The organism is Paenibacillus sp. BIHB 4019, assembly GCF_002741035.1.
GTDB lineage: Bacteria > Bacillota > Bacilli > Paenibacillales > Paenibacillaceae > Pristimantibacillus.
This window is the reverse complement of the sequence record NZ_CP016808.1, coordinates 1,209,648-1,227,311: the sequence shown is the minus strand read 5'-3', so window position 1 is coordinate 1,227,311 and position 17,664 is coordinate 1,209,648. Positions and strand designations below refer to the sequence as shown.

General features: G+C 49.9%; 14 protein-coding genes and 1 pseudogene. 11 read left to right on the top strand and 4 right to left on the bottom strand.

Features of this window, described 5'->3' with window-relative positions; all coding sequences use genetic code 11:
* Window positions 1–28 precede the first annotated feature (28 nt).
* Both BBD42_RS05170 and BBD42_RS05165 read left to right on the top strand, forming a co-directional pair.
* Window positions 29–349, top strand: a pseudogene (locus BBD42_RS05170) (winged helix-turn-helix transcriptional regulator); the annotation flags it as partial.
* 97 nt (window positions 350–446) lie between these two features.
* A complete protein-coding gene (locus BBD42_RS05165) occupies window positions 447–1,385 on the top strand; it encodes an aldo/keto reductase family protein (RefSeq protein WP_099517290.1) in 939 nt (312 codons plus the stop codon).
* Window positions 1,386–1,474: 89 nt separating this feature from the next.
* On the opposite strand, the gene BBD42_RS05160 is transcribed toward BBD42_RS05165, so the two are convergent.
* The gene (locus BBD42_RS05160) at window positions 1,475–1,819 is read right to left on the bottom strand and encodes a hypothetical protein (RefSeq protein WP_099517289.1); all 345 of its coding nucleotides are present in this window, start codon (window positions 1,817–1,819) and stop codon (window positions 1,475–1,477) included.
* A 119-nt stretch (window positions 1,820–1,938) separates the two neighbouring features.
* Window positions 1,939–2,655 carry a hypothetical protein gene (locus BBD42_RS05155; protein ID WP_099517288.1) on the bottom strand — a complete coding sequence of 239 codons (717 nt, stop codon included), beginning with the start codon at window positions 2,653–2,655 and terminating at the stop codon, window positions 1,939–1,941.
* A gap of 493 nt (window positions 2,656–3,148) precedes the next feature.
* On the opposite strand from BBD42_RS05155, the gene BBD42_RS05150 reads away from it, so the two are divergent.
* From BBD42_RS05150 to BBD42_RS05140, 3 genes are all read left to right on the top strand, one after another.
* The gene (locus tag BBD42_RS05150) at window positions 3,149–4,192 is read left to right on the top strand and encodes an NAD(P)/FAD-dependent oxidoreductase (protein ID WP_099517287.1); all 1,044 of its coding nucleotides are present in this window, start codon (window positions 3,149–3,151) and stop codon (window positions 4,190–4,192) included.
* Between the two features lie 37 nt (window positions 4,193–4,229).
* On the top strand, window positions 4,230–5,873 hold the full coding sequence (locus BBD42_RS05145) for an AraC family transcriptional regulator (protein WP_237163373.1): 1,644 nt from the start codon (window positions 4,230–4,232) through the stop codon (window positions 5,871–5,873).
* A 93-nt stretch (window positions 5,874–5,966) separates the two neighbouring features.
* Entirely contained in the window at window positions 5,967–7,007 is a 1,041-nt protein-coding gene (locus BBD42_RS05140) for an ABC transporter substrate-binding protein (RefSeq protein WP_481855918.1), read from the top strand.
* A 92-nt stretch (window positions 7,008–7,099) separates the two neighbouring features.
* Here the strand turns inward: BBD42_RS05140 and BBD42_RS05135 are convergent, their stop codons facing one another.
* Together BBD42_RS05135 and BBD42_RS05130 are read right to left on the bottom strand one after the other, a co-directional pair.
* Entirely contained in the window at window positions 7,100–8,113 is a 1,014-nt protein-coding gene (locus BBD42_RS05135) for an ABC transporter substrate-binding protein (protein ID WP_172455399.1), read from the bottom strand.
* Between the two features lie 119 nt (window positions 8,114–8,232).
* Complete coding sequence (locus BBD42_RS05130; protein WP_172455398.1) at window positions 8,233–9,864, bottom strand: helix-turn-helix domain-containing protein; 1,632 nt, start codon at window positions 9,862–9,864, stop codon at window positions 8,233–8,235.
* A gap of 144 nt (window positions 9,865–10,008) precedes the next feature.
* On the opposite strand from BBD42_RS05130, the gene BBD42_RS05125 reads away from it, so the two are divergent.
* From BBD42_RS05125 to BBD42_RS05100, 6 genes are all read left to right on the top strand, one after another.
* Complete coding sequence (locus BBD42_RS05125) at window positions 10,009–10,983, top strand: helix-turn-helix transcriptional regulator (RefSeq protein WP_099517284.1); 975 nt, start codon at window positions 10,009–10,011, stop codon at window positions 10,981–10,983.
* A 228-nt stretch (window positions 10,984–11,211) separates the two neighbouring features.
* A complete protein-coding gene (locus BBD42_RS05120) occupies window positions 11,212–11,775 on the top strand; it encodes a nitroreductase family protein (RefSeq protein ID WP_099517283.1) in 564 nt (187 codons plus the stop codon).
* Window positions 11,776–11,820: 45 nt separating this feature from the next.
* Window positions 11,821–13,674 carry an ABC transporter ATP-binding protein gene (locus BBD42_RS05115; RefSeq protein ID WP_481855917.1) on the top strand — a complete coding sequence of 618 codons (1,854 nt, stop codon included), beginning with the start codon at window positions 11,821–11,823 and terminating at the stop codon, window positions 13,672–13,674.
* Window positions 13,643–15,379 (top strand): ABC transporter ATP-binding protein, encoded by a 1,737-nt coding sequence (locus BBD42_RS05110; RefSeq protein ID WP_099517282.1) that lies wholly within the window; start codon window positions 13,643–13,645, stop codon window positions 15,377–15,379. Before BBD42_RS05115 ends, BBD42_RS05110 begins: the two co-directional genes overlap by 32 nt.
* Before the next feature lie 189 nt (window positions 15,380–15,568).
* On the top strand, window positions 15,569–16,597 hold the full coding sequence (locus BBD42_RS05105; RefSeq protein WP_099517281.1) for a serine hydrolase domain-containing protein: 1,029 nt from the start codon (window positions 15,569–15,571) through the stop codon (window positions 16,595–16,597).
* 117 nt (window positions 16,598–16,714) lie between these two features.
* Window positions 16,715–17,635, top strand: a complete 921-nt coding sequence (locus tag BBD42_RS05100; RefSeq protein ID WP_099517280.1) for a hypothetical protein — start codon at window positions 16,715–16,717, stop codon at window positions 17,633–17,635.
* The last annotated feature ends 29 nt before the right edge of the window (window positions 17,636–17,664 follow it).

Below are 17,664 nucleotides of genomic sequence, written 5' to 3'. Positions count from 1 at the left end.
ATGATGGTAGAGAGAGGAGTAGACTAGGATGAATTTACAAGAGCCGAGATTGGCAGGAGTTATTGCAACGCTGGAAGTAATCGGAGGCAAATGGAAGCCGCTCATCCTGTTTATTTTACTCGTAGAAGGCACGAAACGGTTTGGCGAGCTGCGGCGGTTAATTCCCGATGTGTCGCAAGGAACACTTGCGAAGCAGCTTCGTGAGCTGGAGGAAGACGGGCTTGTGCAGCGCGAAATATTTCAGGAGATCCCGCCTCGTGTGGAGTACAGTCTGACCGAGCATGGACTTAGCGTATCGGCAGTGCTGGACAGCATGTGCGGCTGGGGCAGGAAGCATGCCCGGTTTGTGCAAGGGCTTGAAACCAATAAGGCCACGGATTCCAAGCCAGCGGCATCAGCCGAGGTGAAAGGGAAGACGGACCGGACGTATGAGGAGATGAGTTCAAATGCAATTTCGTAATTTAGGAAAAAGCGGTTTGAAAGTCAGCGAGATCAGTCTGGGAAGCTGGTTGACATACGGGGGTTACGTGGAACGCGACAACGCTGTTAAAGCGATTGAAACCGCCTATGGCTTAGGCATTAATTTTTTTGATACCGCCAATGTGTATGAGCGGGGCGAGGCCGAGAAGGTGATGGGCGAAACGCTGCGTGCGTATCCCCGCGAATCCTACGTGCTTGCAACGAAAGTGTTTGGCAAAATGGGCGATGGTCCGAATGACCAAGGGCTGTCTCGCAAGCATATTACGGAGCAGTGCCATGCCAGCCTGAAACGTTTGGGCGCCGACTATATTGATCTTTATTACTGCCACCGCCATGATCCGAATACGCCGATGGAGGAGACGCTGCGTGCGCTGGACGATCTGGTTCGCCAGGGGAAAGTGCTGTACGTCGGCATCAGCGAATGGACAGCGGCGCAGATGGCGGAAGCGCATGCGATCGCTGATCGTTATTTGCTGGACCGCATCATAGCCAATCAGCCGATCTATAATATGTTTAACCGATACATTGAGAAGGAAGTCATCCCTTTCGGGGAGCGTGGCGGCATTGGCCAAGTGGTGTTCTCGCCGCTGGCGCAGGGCTTGTTGACGGGCAAATACAGCTCGGCAAGTGAGCTTCCGGCGGACAGCCGGGCAGCAAAGCTTGAGAACATGCGTAAAAATGTGACCGACGAGAAAATCGCCAAGGTGCAGCAGTTGGGCAAAATCGCATCGGAGCTGGAACTGTCGGTTGGACAGCTGGCGTTGGCCTGGATTTTGCGCCAGCCGAATGTGTCCAGTGCGCTTGTGGGCGCCAGCCGTCCGGAGCAGGTCGAAGAAAATGCCAAAGCGGCGGGTGTAGAGCTTAGCGCTGACGTTTTGGAGCGAATCGAGGAAATATTAGCTTAATAAGCGATCGAAATTAGCGAGCGCAAATAGAGCTGGCCGCTTGGGGATTATTCCTCAAGCGGCTGTTTTTTTGGAAAGAATCCATATTCTCATTTTTTTTGAAATAACGCGATTAAAGGGAATAAAAGAATGGCGCCAAAAAAAATGAAATATAAAGCAAGTTCGGCGCTTAGGAATTTGAACTGTACCAAAAAGAGCATAACGGCTATATAACCTAAGCTAAACAAATAAGCATAGTGGCCGACTTTCTTGAATAAGGAAGAACGGGCTTCCTCCGAAGAGGAGTTCATCTTCACCCCAAAGTGCAGAATGAAATCGGATATAATGCCTACGATAATGAGGGCTCCGAGAAAAATAAAATCATTGCTAATAAAAAATATAGCTAATACTAAGCTTGAAAGTTCACCAACAATACGAAATGAAGGGTTGGTCATTTTACCTCCTAAAGCAGCTGGGCTGTATAGAATAAAATTTAAGTCATGCTTGTGTTGAGATTCAATGATATACGCCTCATTCCAGACTTATACCATCCATACTATTGTACATTAGACTATTAATATTGTGGATCTAAACTTGAAAAAACCAACATGGCGGGAGTGGGCACTGGCCAAAAGCAGGATATGTAGACTCCATTTCCTTTATCCGTTAGTTTCAAAGCGGCTGCCCCTGTACCCAATACGAGAGTCGAGATTTCGGCTATTAATAAAATGACTGTAGTAGGTATTGATTTCAATCTTTTTGTAATAATTTCAACTACTTTCGAGGCTGCTGCGCCTGCAGTGAGTGCTACTATGATCTCGTTAGTAGTAGCATGGCTTAGCCAAATTTCGAACCCCCACCAAAAAGTTCTTACCTCATCGACACCCCCTGTTACGGCAGCTTTTACAACAAAATTAGATGAGTTTGGTTGATTTGATTTATATATAATTTCATAATTATGGCCGATTGTAGCTAAGCCGGATTTAATATCTTTATTAACAATGCTTAACCAAGCATTTATGGAGCCTATTATTTCAGTGGGAACATATAATGTATCTTTGTAAGAATCATCTAAATAAATAGTTCCATCTTGTTCATTTGTTCTTACATAATCTCGTAATAGACCTGCGTAATACTTTGAATCATTGCTGGAAGTTACAATATTATTAGTTGAAATCGTTAGGTTTGTCTGAATATCTGGCGTTGCTGCTTTTGAAATCGAGGGTAAAGTATTCACTGACAGAGTAGCAAGTAGAGCTGTTAAGATTACCGTTTTATTGAGTTTAGACATCAAAAGTCCCTCCTTTATTTTTCCATATTTAAACATTAGCACCTTTGAAAAATATAGTCAAATATTAGTATTTTTAAACTTAATAGGATATTAAAGAGATAAAGACTAATATTTTTTTATTGTTTGTATAATATTTTTTGGGATCTTGAATTCATTATATAATATATCTAATTATTTAATTAATTTTCAAATATTTTTTTGTTTAAAGCTGAATTACTTGGTTTATTCTAGTTTTTCAAAATAGATTAAAGAAATTTTCTTGTGTTGTTTTGAGTACAGTTTGGTAACTTGTTAAAATAGTATTTCTATTATTCCAATCAACTTTCCAAATTGTATGTAATTAAAATGATTGAGAGTCCAACATGGACAACCTCTTATTAGATTTGTATAAACGATTGTTCTATTTTGTCCATTGCTCTTTACTGGAATAGAAGGCTACAATGAATAATATAGTGAGAATGAATATCAAATTCAAGGTTTGGGAGGAACAAGTGTGTCAGAACAGCTGGAATTATACGATGTAACGATTATTGGCGGCGGTCCAGCAGGACTATATGCTGCTTTCTATAGCGGGATGAGGGACATGAAGACGAAGGTGATTGATGCTCAGGAAGAGCTGGGCGGACGGATGCTGATTTACCCGGAAAAAATGATTTGGGATGTAGGGGGCGTCACCCCGATTTTATGTGAGAAGCTTATTGGACAGCTCAAGCAGCAGTCGCAAACCTTTGACCCGACCATTGAGCTTGGGCAGCAAATTCGCAATTTGACGAGGCTTGAGGACGGAACGTATATGCTTGAAGCCTCTACGGGGGAGAAGCATTGGACGCGTACTGTTATTTTGGCGATTGGCCGGGGCATCTTGAAGATGGCGAAGCTGGAGCTGGAGGGCGCCGAGCGCTACGAAGTATCCAATTTGCATTATACGGTGCAGGAGCTGGAGCCGTTTCGAGGCAAGCGGGTGCTTATTTCCGGCGGCGGCAATTCGGCTGTCGACTGGGCGAATGAGCTGGAGCCGATTGCAGCGCAAGTGACGGTTATTCATCGCCGGGAGTATTTTGGCGGCCATGAGAAAAACGTCATCAAGATGAAAACCTCCTCCTGCGACGTCCGCACGCCATGGGAGGTCACGCAGCTGTACAGCGGCGATGGTTCGACGATCAGCAAGGTAACGGTGAGACATTTGGAGACGGAGGAAACAGAGCAGCTGGAGGTGGATGCTGTCATCGTCAACCACGGGCTGAAATCCGATTTCAGCGGCATTAGAGATTGGGGCATCGGCATGGATGAGTGGTGCGTATACGTCACTCCGAAGCTGGAGACGAATTTGCCAGGCATTTTCGCCGCAGGCGACTTTGCTTCTTATGACAGCAAGCTGAACCTGATTGCCGGAGCGTTTACGGATGCCGCGCTAGCGGTCAACAGTGCCAAGCTTTTCATAGATCCGAAGGCGGATGGGGTTGCTTACGTCTCCTCGCATAATTCCCGCTTTAAGGAGAAAAATCTAGCTCTCGGCGTTAAAGAAGAAGATGCTTAATGAAGGAAAGAAGATTAGCTTAGATAGGATGTGAAAAATGATGCTGCTCTCTTCGGCAAATGCTGGTTTGCCTCAAGCCCAGCATAGCTTCTATATGCCTGTGCGGCTGCGGGAGCTTCAGCAGGGCCTGGATGAAAAACATCAGGAAGAAGCGGCTCCTCTCTACCGTATGCTCATCGTGTGGGGCGGAGAGGGCGCGCTTTACATTCATAACTATTATCATGAGCTGTCCCGTGGCAGCGTATGGCTTAGCGGCCCTTCGCTGCCTAAGCTTCAGATAGAGGCGCATACGGAATTGCGAGGCTTTTTGCTGGAATACTGCTGTATGCCAGCTGCTGGTGAAACAGGAGGGGGGCTGGAGCATCCGGCTCCGCTGCAGCGCTGCACAGCGGTCATCCTGCGGCTTGCGAACGAGCTGGCGAATGTGTGGAATCAATGTGATCCCCATTCGCCTTTTCGCGTTCAGCAGCTTTTTACACAGCTGCTTGCCGAGCTGCACCGGGAGCTGGCAAGCCGGCAAAAGCCCGCCAGCTCATGGCTGGAGCAAGCAGAAGCTTATATCGAGCAGCATTTCAGCGAGGATATAACGCGGGAGCAGATGGCGAGCCGCGCGGGGGTCAGCCCCGAGCATTTTTCGCGAATGTTCCGCAAGCATACGGGCAGGACATTTAATGCCCATTTGACGCTGCTGCGCATTCGCAGCGCACAGCAGCGCTTGCTGGCCGGAACGGCCCTTGATCTCGGCACGCTGGCGCAGGAGGTTGGCTACAAGGAGGGCGTTTATCTCAGCCGCAAGTTTAAGGAAGGCATCGGCTTGTCGCCGACAGCTTATTTGCGCAAAAACAAACGGCTCGTTTCGCTGAATTTGAACCATACCGCCAGCTTAATGGCGCTCGGCATTATTCCGGAGCTCGGCGTGTATACGCCCTGGCTGGAAGGGATGCGGGGAGGGGTGCAGCCGGGGAGGCGCCAAAGCCAGAGCCAGAGCGGGAGTTTCAACCCGTATGGGCATACGCCCCAGACGTTTTACGAGGCGATTGCAGCAGCTAAGCCGGATATTATCATCAACTATAGCGGGGCTGAGGAAAACAGGAGGCTGCTGCCGCTTGCTCCCGTTATCGAGCTGCCTTTTCAGACGATGAGCTGGCGCGAGCAATTTTTGCTGATTGCCGGCATAGTAGATCGCAGACAGCAGGCGGAGAACTGGCTGGCGCAATACGATGAGCAGATATACAGCATTAACCGCCAGCTTGACCTAGAGCTGGGCAGCCGGGGTACGGCAATCGTCTGGGAAATTGGCCGCAATACAGCATATTGCTTCAGCAGCAGCTTTGGAAGAGGCTGTCAGGTGCTTTATGATGATATGGGCTTTCGCCTTCCGGCAAAGCTGGTGGAGCAAAATATTTCCGCCAAGGGCTTTATTGAAACAGGCATTGAGCTGCTGGCCGCTTATCCGGCAGATCATATTTTCATAACAGGACCGCCAACTAACCCTGACGACAAGCAGCGGCTGCGGCGTTTATTCCAATCGTCAAGCTGGAGAAAGCTGGACGCTGTGCAGGGAAACCGCGTACATGTGCTGAAGGAGAAGGGGTATTTTTACGGGTATGACCCGTTGTCCTCGCAGGCACAGCTGCAGGAGCTGATCGGCTTGCTGGCACCGCATCACAAATTTGCATAGTGCCGGATCATTTTAAGGCATAGTCATTTGCTCGCTTACACGTTAAAGTTTAAATGAGAATGATTATCGACATAAAATGAGGGGGATTTGCACGTGTTTTTGAAAAATCAAAGCCAAAATCATAAGCGCCGCATGGCTGCTATGCTGGTTATGCTGCTGCTATGCGTAAGCATCTTTACCGCATGCGGTACAGCAGAATCGAACGTGACTGGCAAGGCGAATGCTGGAAGTGAAGCGACAGCGCAGGCATCCAGCGAAGCAAGCAATGGCGGAGCGGCGGAAGCAACACCAGAGGCTAGCGCTGATCCTAATGCGGTCAGAACGATTTCTACCGTAAAAGGCGATATTGAAATTCCGGCTCAGCCGAAGCGCATTGTGGCTGAAGAGTACCTCGGCAGCTTGATTGCCCTTGACGTTGTGCCAATTGGGGCGCCGGGATTAACGCTGAAAAACTATTATTTTAAAGAGGCGCTTACCGGCGTTGATGATACGGGGAAATATGGCAAGCCATCTGCAGAGAAAATTGCTGCTCTTAATCCCGATTTGATTATCACGGGCAATGGAGAGAGCTATGATCTGCTCAGCAAAATTGCGCCTACCCTCTTTATTCCGTATGGCGATCTCAAAAATGCTCATGAAGAGCTGACATATTTCGGGAATGTGCTGGGCAAAGAGCAGGAGGCGAAGACATGGCTGGAGGAATTTGACCGCCGCATTGCTGAAGCGAAGGCGAAGGTTGATGCGGCCATTCCGGCAGATGCGACCTTCTCCATCTTTGAGCATATGGAGAAGTCGACCTATGCCTACGGAGATAATTTTGGACGTGGCGGTCAACCGGTGTACCAGGCGCTTGGACGCATGCCGCCAACCGATGTAGCGCAAGTCATTATGGAGAAGCAGTGGGCCGAGCTGTCAGCGGAGATCGTTTCGCAATATGCCGGGGATTATATTATTATGACCTCGAACGACTGGAAGTTGGCTGATTTTGAGGCTGATCCGCTTTGGAGCAACCTTCCGGCAGTGAAGAACGGCAAGCTGTACGTATGGCCGGAGGAGCGTTCATGGTACTATGATCCGCTCGCGGTACTGGCTCAGACTGAGGAGCTTGCGGACTGGCTTACTAAAGGCAATTAAGCATTAACTGCATTAAGCATCCAAAATAAAAAGCCGCCGAAGCAAATTCGGCGGCTTTTATTCGATTCTCGAACACTTGGAGGCATACAGGCTTACTCCTGCTTAGCCTGCTCCGTCAGCATTTTTACAATTTCCTGAATTTGCAGCTTCAAGGAAACAGGATCATTTCCCCAAAACAATTCAGGATCGAGATTGAACACATGGTTATTTTTAACCGCATCCAGCGATTTCCACAGTCCTTGGTTGCTTCCCCACACCTCGGAAATCATATCTCCCTGGTCGAGAAAAATATAATCGCCTGCGTAGTCTTCAATGACCTCATAGGAAATTTGGCGATAGGCTTCCTTGCCGATCATTTCCTGCTTTTGCTTGTCAGGGGGAGTCAGCTTCAAGTGTGTATAAATCGCCTCGCCTCCGCGATAGCCGCCATCTCCATAAATGTAGAAGCCGCTGTCTACGACGAAAACGCCCATGAGCGAGAAGGTATCTTCAGGTTTAATCATATTAGCAATTTTCGCCCGTTCCTGTCCAACCAGCTGGTCAAAATCAGCGAGCCACTGCTCGGCATCCGCTTCTTTGCCGACAGCAGAGGCAAGGAAACGCAGCGTCTCATGGATATCGGTGTACGTGCTGAAGGGCAAGGCAACCGTCGGGGCGATTTTGTCATATTGCTCCAAAATTTTCTCGTCGCCAGTCCACGTTACGATGATATCGGGCTTCAAATCGAGTATTTTCTCAAGGTTGCGTTCGCCCGTGCTTTCGATACCGTCAATTTGGTCTTGGATAACTTTGTTCTCAAGCTCCCATGAGGTGGAGCCGACGGGCTTAATGCCCATGACAAGCATCTCCGGCAAATAGCCGTCTGTTACGATGCGCTGCGGATTAATGGGCACCTCAACATCTCCCCGAAGCGTCTTTACGATGCGGGTCGTTGCTTCTGGAGAAGCTTCGGCCTCCACAGCTGCAGAAGGCGATGGCGATGGCGAGTCCGAGGCAACGGCATTGCCGCTGCTATTGCTGCCGGCTGCCGAGTTTCCGCAAGCAGCGAGCGATAGTGCGAGTAGAAGCAAGGCGAATATTTTCGTAACTTTATGTAGCTGATACATATAATCCTCCGATAAAATAATAATGATTATCATTCGCGATGATAAATCTATTATAACGGCAGCGGAAGAGAAAGGTCGATGTGATAAAGTTGGATATTTGGCTGGGAAAATTGTTGGATTTATCCGTCTGTTGTTGAATTTTCAGCTGCATCGGATAGTAGAAGCTCCACCATTATATCTAGCTGCTTCTCTAGCGACACTCCATCGTCCATCCAAAACTCATTCAGCTTCAGCAAATAGATTTTATGGCCCTGCTCCTTCACGAGCTGCTGCCAAAAGCTGCGCTCCATCAGTTTGCCTCTTAATGCCTCAATATCATCGGCTGGTACAATCAGAAACATATGCTTGGCGACATAAGGCAGCAAATGCTGTTCCCGCAAGGCCAGATGGCTGTTCGCCTCAATGATTTCCTTCTGGATAGCAGCGGGAGGCGTCAGCCCGAGCAGTTTATAAAGAATGAAGGCGGAACGAACAGGCGGATGAAGAATCATCCACAAATCATCATATCTTAGCTCATATAAGCCGAACGTATCATCAGGGGCTAAAAGCTGCGCTAGCCGCTGCTTCGCCGCTGCTCCTTGCTGCTGCAAGCCGGCTATCCAATTTTCCGCCTCCGCTGTACGCCCAAGCAGCTTGCCTATCATGCGCACCTCCTCGAGCTTATCCATCTCGCCCCACGGCAGCATAATGACGGGAGCGATATGTTCAAGCGCCTTGAGCATATGAGGCATGTTGTAATGGTAGGTAGGCGCAATAATTAAATCAGGCGCCAGCGCTCGAAGCTCCTCGACCTGCTCAATGTCGGCCAGCTCCATGATGCCGGGCAGCCGGTCCTGCAGCAGCGACGAAGAGCGGAGCACCTCGCGCGGTGCGGCCAGCGGCTCAATGCCGACAGCAAGCAGAGCTCCAAGAAACTGCATGCCCACAATGCGCGTTGCATGCTTCCTGCTGCGGAAGCTGCTGGGCGACAGATGAGTGGTTTTTTGGAACGTCTTGCCCAAATAGGAGCCGTCCGCAAAGCCGGTTTTATAAGCGATTTCCTGCATTTTATCGTTGGTGAGCAGCAGCAGCAGCTTGGCCTCGTCAATGCGCAGCCGGTATACATATTCGGCGAAGCTCCAGCCGGTTTCCTTGCGGAAAAGCGAGGAGAAATAGCTTTCGTTGAAGCCGGCCATTTTGGCCAAATAAGTGCGGCTGAGCGGCGAGCGGTAATGCTGCTTCATATAAGCAAGCACTTGATGAATAGGCTTATCCTTTTTCAAATAATGGTTGCTGTACAAATCGCGGGAAAAAAGCAAATCCAGCAGCTCATGCAGCATGAAATGCAGCCTTGGCGTATTTTGAATAGATCCTGTCAGCTTGGCCACCTGCAGCAGCTCATGCAGCAGGCTCGCAGCCTGGCGCGGAAATTCGAGCAGCTGCCCGTGCTCAGGCAGCTGCTCGCTGCTTAGCTCATAGACCAGCCGGCTTTTTCCACGCTCCGTTATTCGGTAGCTGTTGAACGAAATGCCGTAAACGGGCTGGAATGATTTTCCATCCGCGCTCCTTAGATGCAAATTATTTTCTGCTTGCCGCAGCAAAATCGCTTGCCCCTTCTCTACCGGATAGCTAATGCTATCCGACCCGACAACGATAGCTTCCGTTGGAACGATAATCGCCGGGAAGGTCGTAAAGGCAAGGACGGACGGGCTTGTCGTCCCGTTATCTGCAAGCAAGGAAGCTCCGAGCAGCTCATAGGTAATGGGGTTCATAGCTAACCACCTGTTATTTTTATTTGCTAACCAGTCTATCATTGCTGAATCAAGAGTACAATTCACATTAATGCTTTTCATTCCGGCTCGATACTGATACAATTCTAATTGAAAACGTTTCTCAATAAAGGTGGGGAAATAAGGATGAAACATACGTTGGAAGCCCAACATATCGAATCTTTATATAATGAATGGATTGGTGTAGAGCTTGGTGTTCCGGTGGAGCAGCTTGCAGATACGGTTAAGCTTCCTGAGCAATGGGGAGACGGCTATTTGCAGCGCACGCGCCTGCGGCCGGGCATGGAGCTGCATACGATTGATGTGAAGCTGCATGAAAATCATATTTTTCATATTGACGTGCAGTATCCGCATTTGGAAATTTCATTGACGCAGCATGGCAATGGCTGTTGGACGATTGAGGGCAGGCGCGGGGAGCGGGCGATGGGCTCGGGCGGGACGCAAATGATTTATTTGCACGATACGCGCATCCATTTCGAGCAATTGCATTCGGATCGGCTGGCCCATATGGAGCTGCGAATCGATTTTAGAATATGGAAGCATCTATTCTCGTATTTCCCTTGGCAGGCAGGCGATACGTTTTATTGCGAGCAGCAGCAGCTGACACCGGAAATTAAGCAGGTGTTCGATCAATTAAAGAATTGCCCGTATACCGGCCCTATTCGGCAGCATTATTTGGAGGGCAAAGCGTTTGAGCTGATTGCCTTGTTCTGGTACGGGCTGGAGCAGAAGAGCGAGCTGGAATCGGCCGCTTCGCGCTTAAAGACGGCCGATGTGGAGCGGCTTCATCTGGCGAAAAACATTTTATACCACAACCGCACCAATCCGCCGGGCTTGCTGGAGCTGGCGCGCCAGACGGGACTGAATGATTTTAAGCTCAAAGCGGGCTTTAAAGAGCTCTTTGGCACAACCGTGTTCGGCTATATTCGCGAGGAGCGGATGAGGGAAGCGAAGCTGCTGCTGGAGCAGGGCAGAATGAATGTCAGTGAAGCGGCGATTATGGTCGGATATACGAATATGAGCCATTTTGCCTCGTTGTTCCGCAAAACGTTTGGGGTTAATCCAAGTGAATATGCCAGGCAGCAGAGCCGCTCGATGTGATTGGCTGCAGAGCCTGATTGAAAAGTATAGGAGAGCCGGAGCCACGGCGACGTTATCGTTAGAAATGACGATCACGCCGCCGCGGCTCCGGCTTTTTCTCATATAAAATGGCTGCCTAAGCAGCTGCATCTCCGTCCACCGTCAGAAATAATCCGTCCAGAGGTAGCTAATATTCATTGATGATGATAATGTTTCTCAATAGTAGCGTCATAAAGGGAGGATTTTTGCTTGAATATACAGGAATTGATTAAAGACAGAAGGACGATTCGGAAGTTTAATACGCAGCCGCTTTCGCAGGAGACGATTCTGGAGCTGATGAATATCGCGGTGTGGGCGCCAAATCATAAGCTGCGCGAGCCATGGCGGTTCATTTGTGCGACTGAGATGGAGTCGAAGGCGAAGCTGGCGGATCATATAGTGGGTTCGTTGTCGGAGCTCAAGCGCTATAAGCTGATGCCGAGCAAAATCAAGCAAATGTACAAGGACAAAATCCAGCAAATACCTGCGGTTTTGTTCGTCGTCGTGAAGGAGGAGAAAAGCAAGGTGAAGCGTGATGAGGATTTTGCAGCGGCGTGCGCATTGATTCAGAATCTTCAGCTGTGCGCTTGGGAGCAGGGCATCGGCATGGTGTGGTCGATTGATGAGACGTTATGCGGAAGCGCGCCTTTCTGCAGCTCGCTCGGAATACGCAGCGATGAGCGCATCGCTGGCATGCTGTATTTAGGGTACTTCGATCAGAAGCCAGCGCCTGGCAGCCGCATTTGCGCCGATAAAAAAATGACGTGGCTGTAGAACAGCACGTCCCGATGATATTTGCCTGAAGGAGAGGAAGCTATCATGGCTGGAAAAACAGCTGGAGAAATCGCAGGGAAAAAGGGAATCGCAAGGCTGCTGGAATTGGCGGGAGAGCGCCGCGGGCTGCTTGCTGTATCAGGGATTTTTTCCGCATTAAGTGCCATATGCATGCTGATTCCATATGTATCGGTTTATTTTATAGTAAAAGAACTGCTGGAGCATGCGGCGAACCCGGCAGCAGCGGACAGCGGGCTAATGATTCGTTGGGGCCTCGTGGCATTAGGCGGCCTATTGGCCAGTTTGCTCCTGATGTATGGCGGCGGCCTGGCTTCGCATATTGCGGCGTTTCGGATTTTGTATGGCCTGCGGGTGAAGCTGTCCTCGCATATTGGCCGCCTGCCGCTAGGCTGGCTAAACAGCACATCGACCGGAGCAGTCAAGAAGACGCTGGATCAAAATGTCGAGAAGGTCGAGACGTTCGTCGCGCATCAGCTGCCGGATCTCATTCATATGGCAGTCACGATCGTTATAATGATTATCGCCATGTTTTGGCTGAATGTGTGGCTCGCTGCTGCCTGCCTGATTCCGATTGTGCTGGGCTTCGTGCTGCAAATGCTGATGATGTCAGGCTCGAAGAAGCAGGAAAGCATCAAGCAGTATTATGATTCGCTGGAGCGGCTGAATGGTTCAGCCATTCAATACGTGCGGGGAATGCCGGTCATTAAAGTATTTGGGCAGACGGTGTTTTCCTTCCGTCAATTTTATGAGGATATGGTCAAATACCGGGATTTTTGCGTGAAATATACGGATCAATTTCAGTATGGTTTTTTATCGTTCAAAGTCGTTCTCAGCTCATTCGCAGCCTTCATCCTGCCAGTAGGCGTGTTCCTGCTCCAGCGTGATCCGGGCAATGTGGCTTTTGCCGCTGTGCTGCTGTTCTTCCTCATTTTGTCGCCAGGCATTACCGCGCCGATGTTCAAGATCATGCATCTTGCATCCGGGCTGCGCGATATAAATGAAGGGGTGGAGCGAATTGACAAAATTTTCGCCGAGCAGCCCGTACCAGAGCCGAAATTTCCTAAACGTCCGGTTTCCTACGAGGTAGCCTTCCAAGATGTATCCTTCTCTTATGGACAGGCCGACAGTCTCGTATTGTCCAACGTGAGCTTTGTGGCGCAGCAGGGGGAAGTAACGGCGCTCGTTGGGCCATCGGGGGCGGGGAAATCGACGGTGGCAAGCCTGCTTCCTCGCTTCTGGGATGTCCGTGAAGGAGCAATTCAAATTGGCGGCGTCGATATCCGCGATATGGCGTCGGAGGAGTTAATGAACACGGTAGCGTTTGTTTTTCAGCAGACGTTTCTATTTTACGATACCGTCTACAACAACATTGCGATCGGCGTGCCAGATGCTAAGCCAGAAGCGGTATATGCAGCAGCGAAAGCGGCGCAGTGCGATACGTTTATTAACCAGCTTCCGCAGGGCTATCATACGCTGATTGGCGAAGGCGGCGTTTATTTGTCAGGTGGTGAGGAGCAGCGTATTGCGGTAGCGAGAGCGATTTTGAAAAATGCGCCAGTGCTTGTGCTCGATGAAGCGACAGCCTTTGCCGATCCGGAAAATGAATTTGAAATGCAGCTTGCATTGAAGGAGCTGACGAAGGGCAAGACGGTTATCGTCATTGCACACCGGCTGTCTACGATTCGCGATGCGTCGCAAATCATTGTCATGGACGAGGGCCGTATTGCCGAGCGTGGCAAGCATGAGCAGCTAATCGCCGCCGGGGGGCTGTATTCGAAGCTATGGAATGCTTATACGGCAGCAACGGTCTGGCGAATTGGAGCAGGGAAGGAGGCAGGGAACAAACATGGGAATGCTGCGCAATATAACAGCAGGTAATCCAAAAGCATTATGGAAGCCAATTGCATATACAACGCTCTCCAATCTGGTAGCGATTATTCCGTTTATTCTGCTCGTTGAGGTGGCGCAGCTTATCTTTACTTCGTTTGCCGAACCGGGTACAGCTCTTAATATGACGAGGCTTTGGTGGATATGCGCCAGCATGGTTGTGGCGTTAGTGCTGCTTTATTTAAGCGAAATTCCCGCTTATCGCGCACAATTCCGCGGTGCCTACACCGCAGCGGTCGATGGCAGAAGCCGTCTTGCGGAGCATTTGCGCAAGCTGTCGCTCGGGTATTTGAATAAACGTGATCCCGGCGATCTCGCCAATATGATGATGGGGGATTTTGCGCTCGTTGAGCATGGTATTTCCCACGTGGCGCCGCAGCTGTTTGCCGCTGCCCTGACGCCGATTTTAGCTTTGATTGGGCTGTCGCTGCTGGACTGGCGGCTCGCTTTGGCGCTGTTCGCGACGCTGCCCTTTACGATTGTCATCGTACTGGCGACCTCGGGACTAACCCGCAGGCTTGGTGCGAACCATATGGCGGCGAAAATCAATGCCTCCAATCGGCTTCAGGAATATTTGAATGGCATTCAGGTGATTAAGGCTTTTAATTTGACGGGAGAGCGCTTCGTGCGGCTTGAGCAATCATTTAAAGATTTTATGCGTCACAGCATTCGGATTGAGGGGCTTCTGGGTCCAGTCGTGCTAAGTGCAATCGCCTTTCTTCGGGCGGGATTAACGCTGATGACCATTGTCGGGGTATATTTGCTCGCTGGAGGCAGCCTTGATTTGATCACCTTCGTTACCTTTTTGCTAATAGGCACGAGAATTTATGATCCGTTGACGACGGCGCTGACCAGCTTTGCAGAGTTCCGCTACAATGAGCAGGCGGGAAAACGAATCATTGAGCTGATGAAGGAGCCTGTTATGCCTGGTGACAAGCAGCCGCCTGCCGGTCATGACCTCGTTTTTGACAAGGTGACGTTCGGCTATAATGAGCATGCCGTTATTCAGCAGGCAAGCCTAAGCTTGCCGTCAGGCTCCTTCACCGCGCTGGTCGGCCCTTCGGGCAGCGGCAAAAGCACGATGCTGCGGCTGATTGCCCGTTTCTACGATCCAAGCGAGGGGCAGGTGCTGCTCAGCGGAGAGGATATTCGGGAGATGAACCCGGAGGCGCTGCTGCGCAAAGTATCGATGGTATTTCAGGATGTGTATTTGTTCCAGGATACAATTGCGAATAATATAAGTGTCGGCAAAGCTGGCGCGACCCGGCACGAAGTAGAGGAAGCGGCTCGCCAGGCATGCTGCCATGATTTTATTATGAAGCTGCCGCAAGGCTATGAGACGCTAGTTGGAGAAGGCGGAAGCACATTGTCCGGCGGGGAGAAGCAGCGCATTTCAATTGCGCGGGCGATACTGAAGGATGCTCCGATTGTGCTGCTGGACGAAGCGACGGCTTCGCTCGATCCTGAAAATGAAGCCGATATTCAGCAGGCGATCGACCGCCTCATTCAAGGGCGGACCGTTATTGCCATTGCCCACCGGCTGAAGACGGTTATGAGTGCCGACCAAATTATTGTGCTGGATCAAGGCCGAATCGTTGAGCAGGGCCAGCATGAGGAGCTATTGGGCGCAGACCGCTTGTATGCGCGGCTGTGGAAGCTGCAGCAGCAGACGGCGGGCTGGCAGATTTCTTCTTGAATTTTGCATGGAGTCTGGATAGAGAAAGGCCAAAAGGGAATGTCGAATGGAGCTTATCCATTCGGCATTTTTATTTTTGACGGTGGCAGGTTAAAGCTTGTCATAAATGGTTGAGTAATGAGAACATGTGTTCTATAATATAAAGGGGTCACTGGAACAAATTGGGATGAGAGAGGGCTGGATCACAGTATGCCATTAAATATTAATGTAGTTGAACGCATGGGGCATTATAGGGTGCAAGGTTTAAGTGCTGTGTTTATTAAGCAGGGGCAGCTGAGCGAGGCAGAGTGCTTTGGCGTTTTGGAGCAAGGAGCCTCGCATCTGGTGAATAGCGATACGGTTTTCAACGCATGTTCCATTAGCAAGTTTTTAACAGCTATGCTCGTTATGAAATTAGTCGAGGATGGTCTTCTAGCATTAGATGAGGATGTAAATGATAGGCTCACTTCATGGAAGGTTCCGGGTCATTCATGGACTGCTAGCAGCAAAGTGACTCTTAGGAAGCTGCTTAGCCATCAAGCGGGCATTGTTGATCCAGAGGGAGGATTTGGCGAGCTTCATTCCAAGGCGCTTTTTCCTCCAATGGCGGCGTTGTTAGAGGGAGAGACATCTTATTGCAAAGTGCCTATTAAGGTGGAATATGAGCCGGGAAGCGACTTTCAATATTCAGATGCGGGCTATTGCATCATTCAGCAGCTCATAGAGGATGTTTCAGGGAAGCCCTTTGAAATCGTCATGAGCGAGATTATATTTGAACCTTTACATATGAACAACAGCACGTTTCGTCCAACATCATTAGAAGCAATGAGCGGGGGAGTTTGCTGTGGACACGATAAGCATGGAAAGGCAGTGGAAGGGAAATATCCGGTTTATCCTTATCCGGCAGCAGCCGGGCTTTGGACAACGCCTTCGGACTTGGCGATTTTAGTTGTGGAATTAATGAATGGTCTTAAAGATCAAAGCGAAATAGGATTGTCCGCAAGCTATGCGAAGGAGCTCGTTACCCCTCAAGGCGTTACAGAATGGACGGGGCTAGGTCTTTTTCTAGACCATTCCAAGCAGGAGCTGGAAATTTCCTCGCTCGGCTGGGGCGTAGGCTTTCAATGTATGCTAGTCGCTTTCCCATACACAGGAACGGGAACGGTTATTATGACGAATACCGATTTGGGCATTCATCAGTTAAAAGGGATGATTGGGGAAATGATCTCTCCGTCTTGAGCCTGAGCCAATATCCGCTTTCCGCTCAGTGAAATACTGGATAAAGGTCCGTTCCGGTTACCCTGTCCATTCCTATAAAGTTAAGGCAAGAAGCTAACAGGGAATGGATGGGATACTATGATTAGGAATTTAGGTGCAGAAGCGGGCCCGCAATGGGAGGAGCCAGCAAAGAAGGTTCGTCTGTTTCAGGGGGAGGTCCTGCTAGCGTCGCTAGGCATACTCGGTTTTGTGCTGGCAGCGGTATGCGTGGTCTGGATGCTGCTCTATGGTGGCGAGGTTGCGCCAAAGGGGGATGTAAGCAAAGCGGCTTCCTTTAATGCGGCATTGGGTATTTTTTTGCTTTCGACAGCGGCAATATTGTCTTTATCTGCTATGAGTACGAGAGGCAAGGCGATTTTTCGCTGGTCTTATGCGGTTCTTTCCGTGTATTCGTATTTCGCTGAAAATGTGCAAAATATGCGCGGCATGAATCCGCGTTTTGCAGAAGGCGGTACAGTTTTTGATATAGCTGTGGCAGCCGGTTTTGGCCTTGTGGCCATGCTGCTAATCGTGTTTTATTGCGTGTTGGCCGTTGCTTTCTTCCGCAGCAGATCGTATAAGCTAAGACCGGAGCTGGTGCTTGCCATCCGCTATGCGGTGGTGGCGATATTGCTTTCCTTCGCCGCTGGCATTTGGATTTCCTTGACGGGGAGCCGCATGACAGGCGGAAATGGGAATATCATCTGGCTTCATGGTCTGGGCTTTCATGCGATCCAGGCTGTGCCGCTTGTTGCATGGCTGTCGGAGCGCACAAGGCTGCGCCCGCAGGAACGCCGCAAGTGGGTGCATGTGGCGGGAGCTGCCTATATTCTTGGCTTGCTTGAAGTAGGCTGGCAAACTTGGATCGGCGGAGCCATACTGGAATGGTCGCCGCTGCCGCTGCTCGCTTTGTTCTTCTTCTTGGTTTCTATCGGAGCTGGGTGCTTTATGTTATGGCAGTCCGTAGCAGGCGGGAAGAGCGCAGAGGTGAGCAGACCATCGCTGGAACGAGAGGGATAATACGTTACAGGGAGAAGCCTTGCAATCTT

Excerpts from the sequence above, each read along its gene's own strand:
- BBD42_RS05130 (WP_172455398.1), bottom strand. The coding sequence starts at position 9,864 with ATGAACCCCATTACCTATGAGCTGCTCGGAGCTTCCTTGCTTGCAGAT.
- BBD42_RS05110 (WP_099517282.1), top strand. The coding sequence starts at position 13,643 with ATGGGAATGCTGCGCAATATAACAGCAGGTAATCCAAAAGCATTATGG.
- BBD42_RS05160 (WP_099517289.1), bottom strand. The coding sequence starts at position 1,819 with ATGACCAACCCTTCATTTCGTATTGTTGGTGAACTTTCAAGCTTAGTA.
- BBD42_RS05155 (WP_099517288.1), bottom strand. The coding sequence starts at position 2,655 with ATGTCTAAACTCAATAAAACGGTAATCTTAACAGCTCTACTTGCTACT.
- BBD42_RS05100 (WP_099517280.1), top strand. The coding sequence starts at position 16,715 with ATGATTAGGAATTTAGGTGCAGAAGCGGGCCCGCAATGGGAGGAGCCA.
- BBD42_RS05145 (WP_237163373.1), top strand. The coding sequence starts at position 4,230 with ATGATGCTGCTCTCTTCGGCAAATGCTGGTTTGCCTCAAGCCCAGCAT.
- BBD42_RS05125 (WP_099517284.1), top strand. The coding sequence starts at position 10,009 with ATGAAACATACGTTGGAAGCCCAACATATCGAATCTTTATATAATGAA.
- BBD42_RS05115 (WP_481855917.1), top strand. The coding sequence starts at position 11,821 with ATGGCTGGAAAAACAGCTGGAGAAATCGCAGGGAAAAAGGGAATCGCA.
- BBD42_RS05135 (WP_172455399.1), bottom strand. The coding sequence starts at position 8,113 with ATGTATCAGCTACATAAAGTTACGAAAATATTCGCCTTGCTTCTACTC.
- BBD42_RS05165 (WP_099517290.1), top strand. The coding sequence starts at position 447 with ATGCAATTTCGTAATTTAGGAAAAAGCGGTTTGAAAGTCAGCGAGATC.
- BBD42_RS05105 (WP_099517281.1), top strand. The coding sequence starts at position 15,569 with ATGCCATTAAATATTAATGTAGTTGAACGCATGGGGCATTATAGGGTG.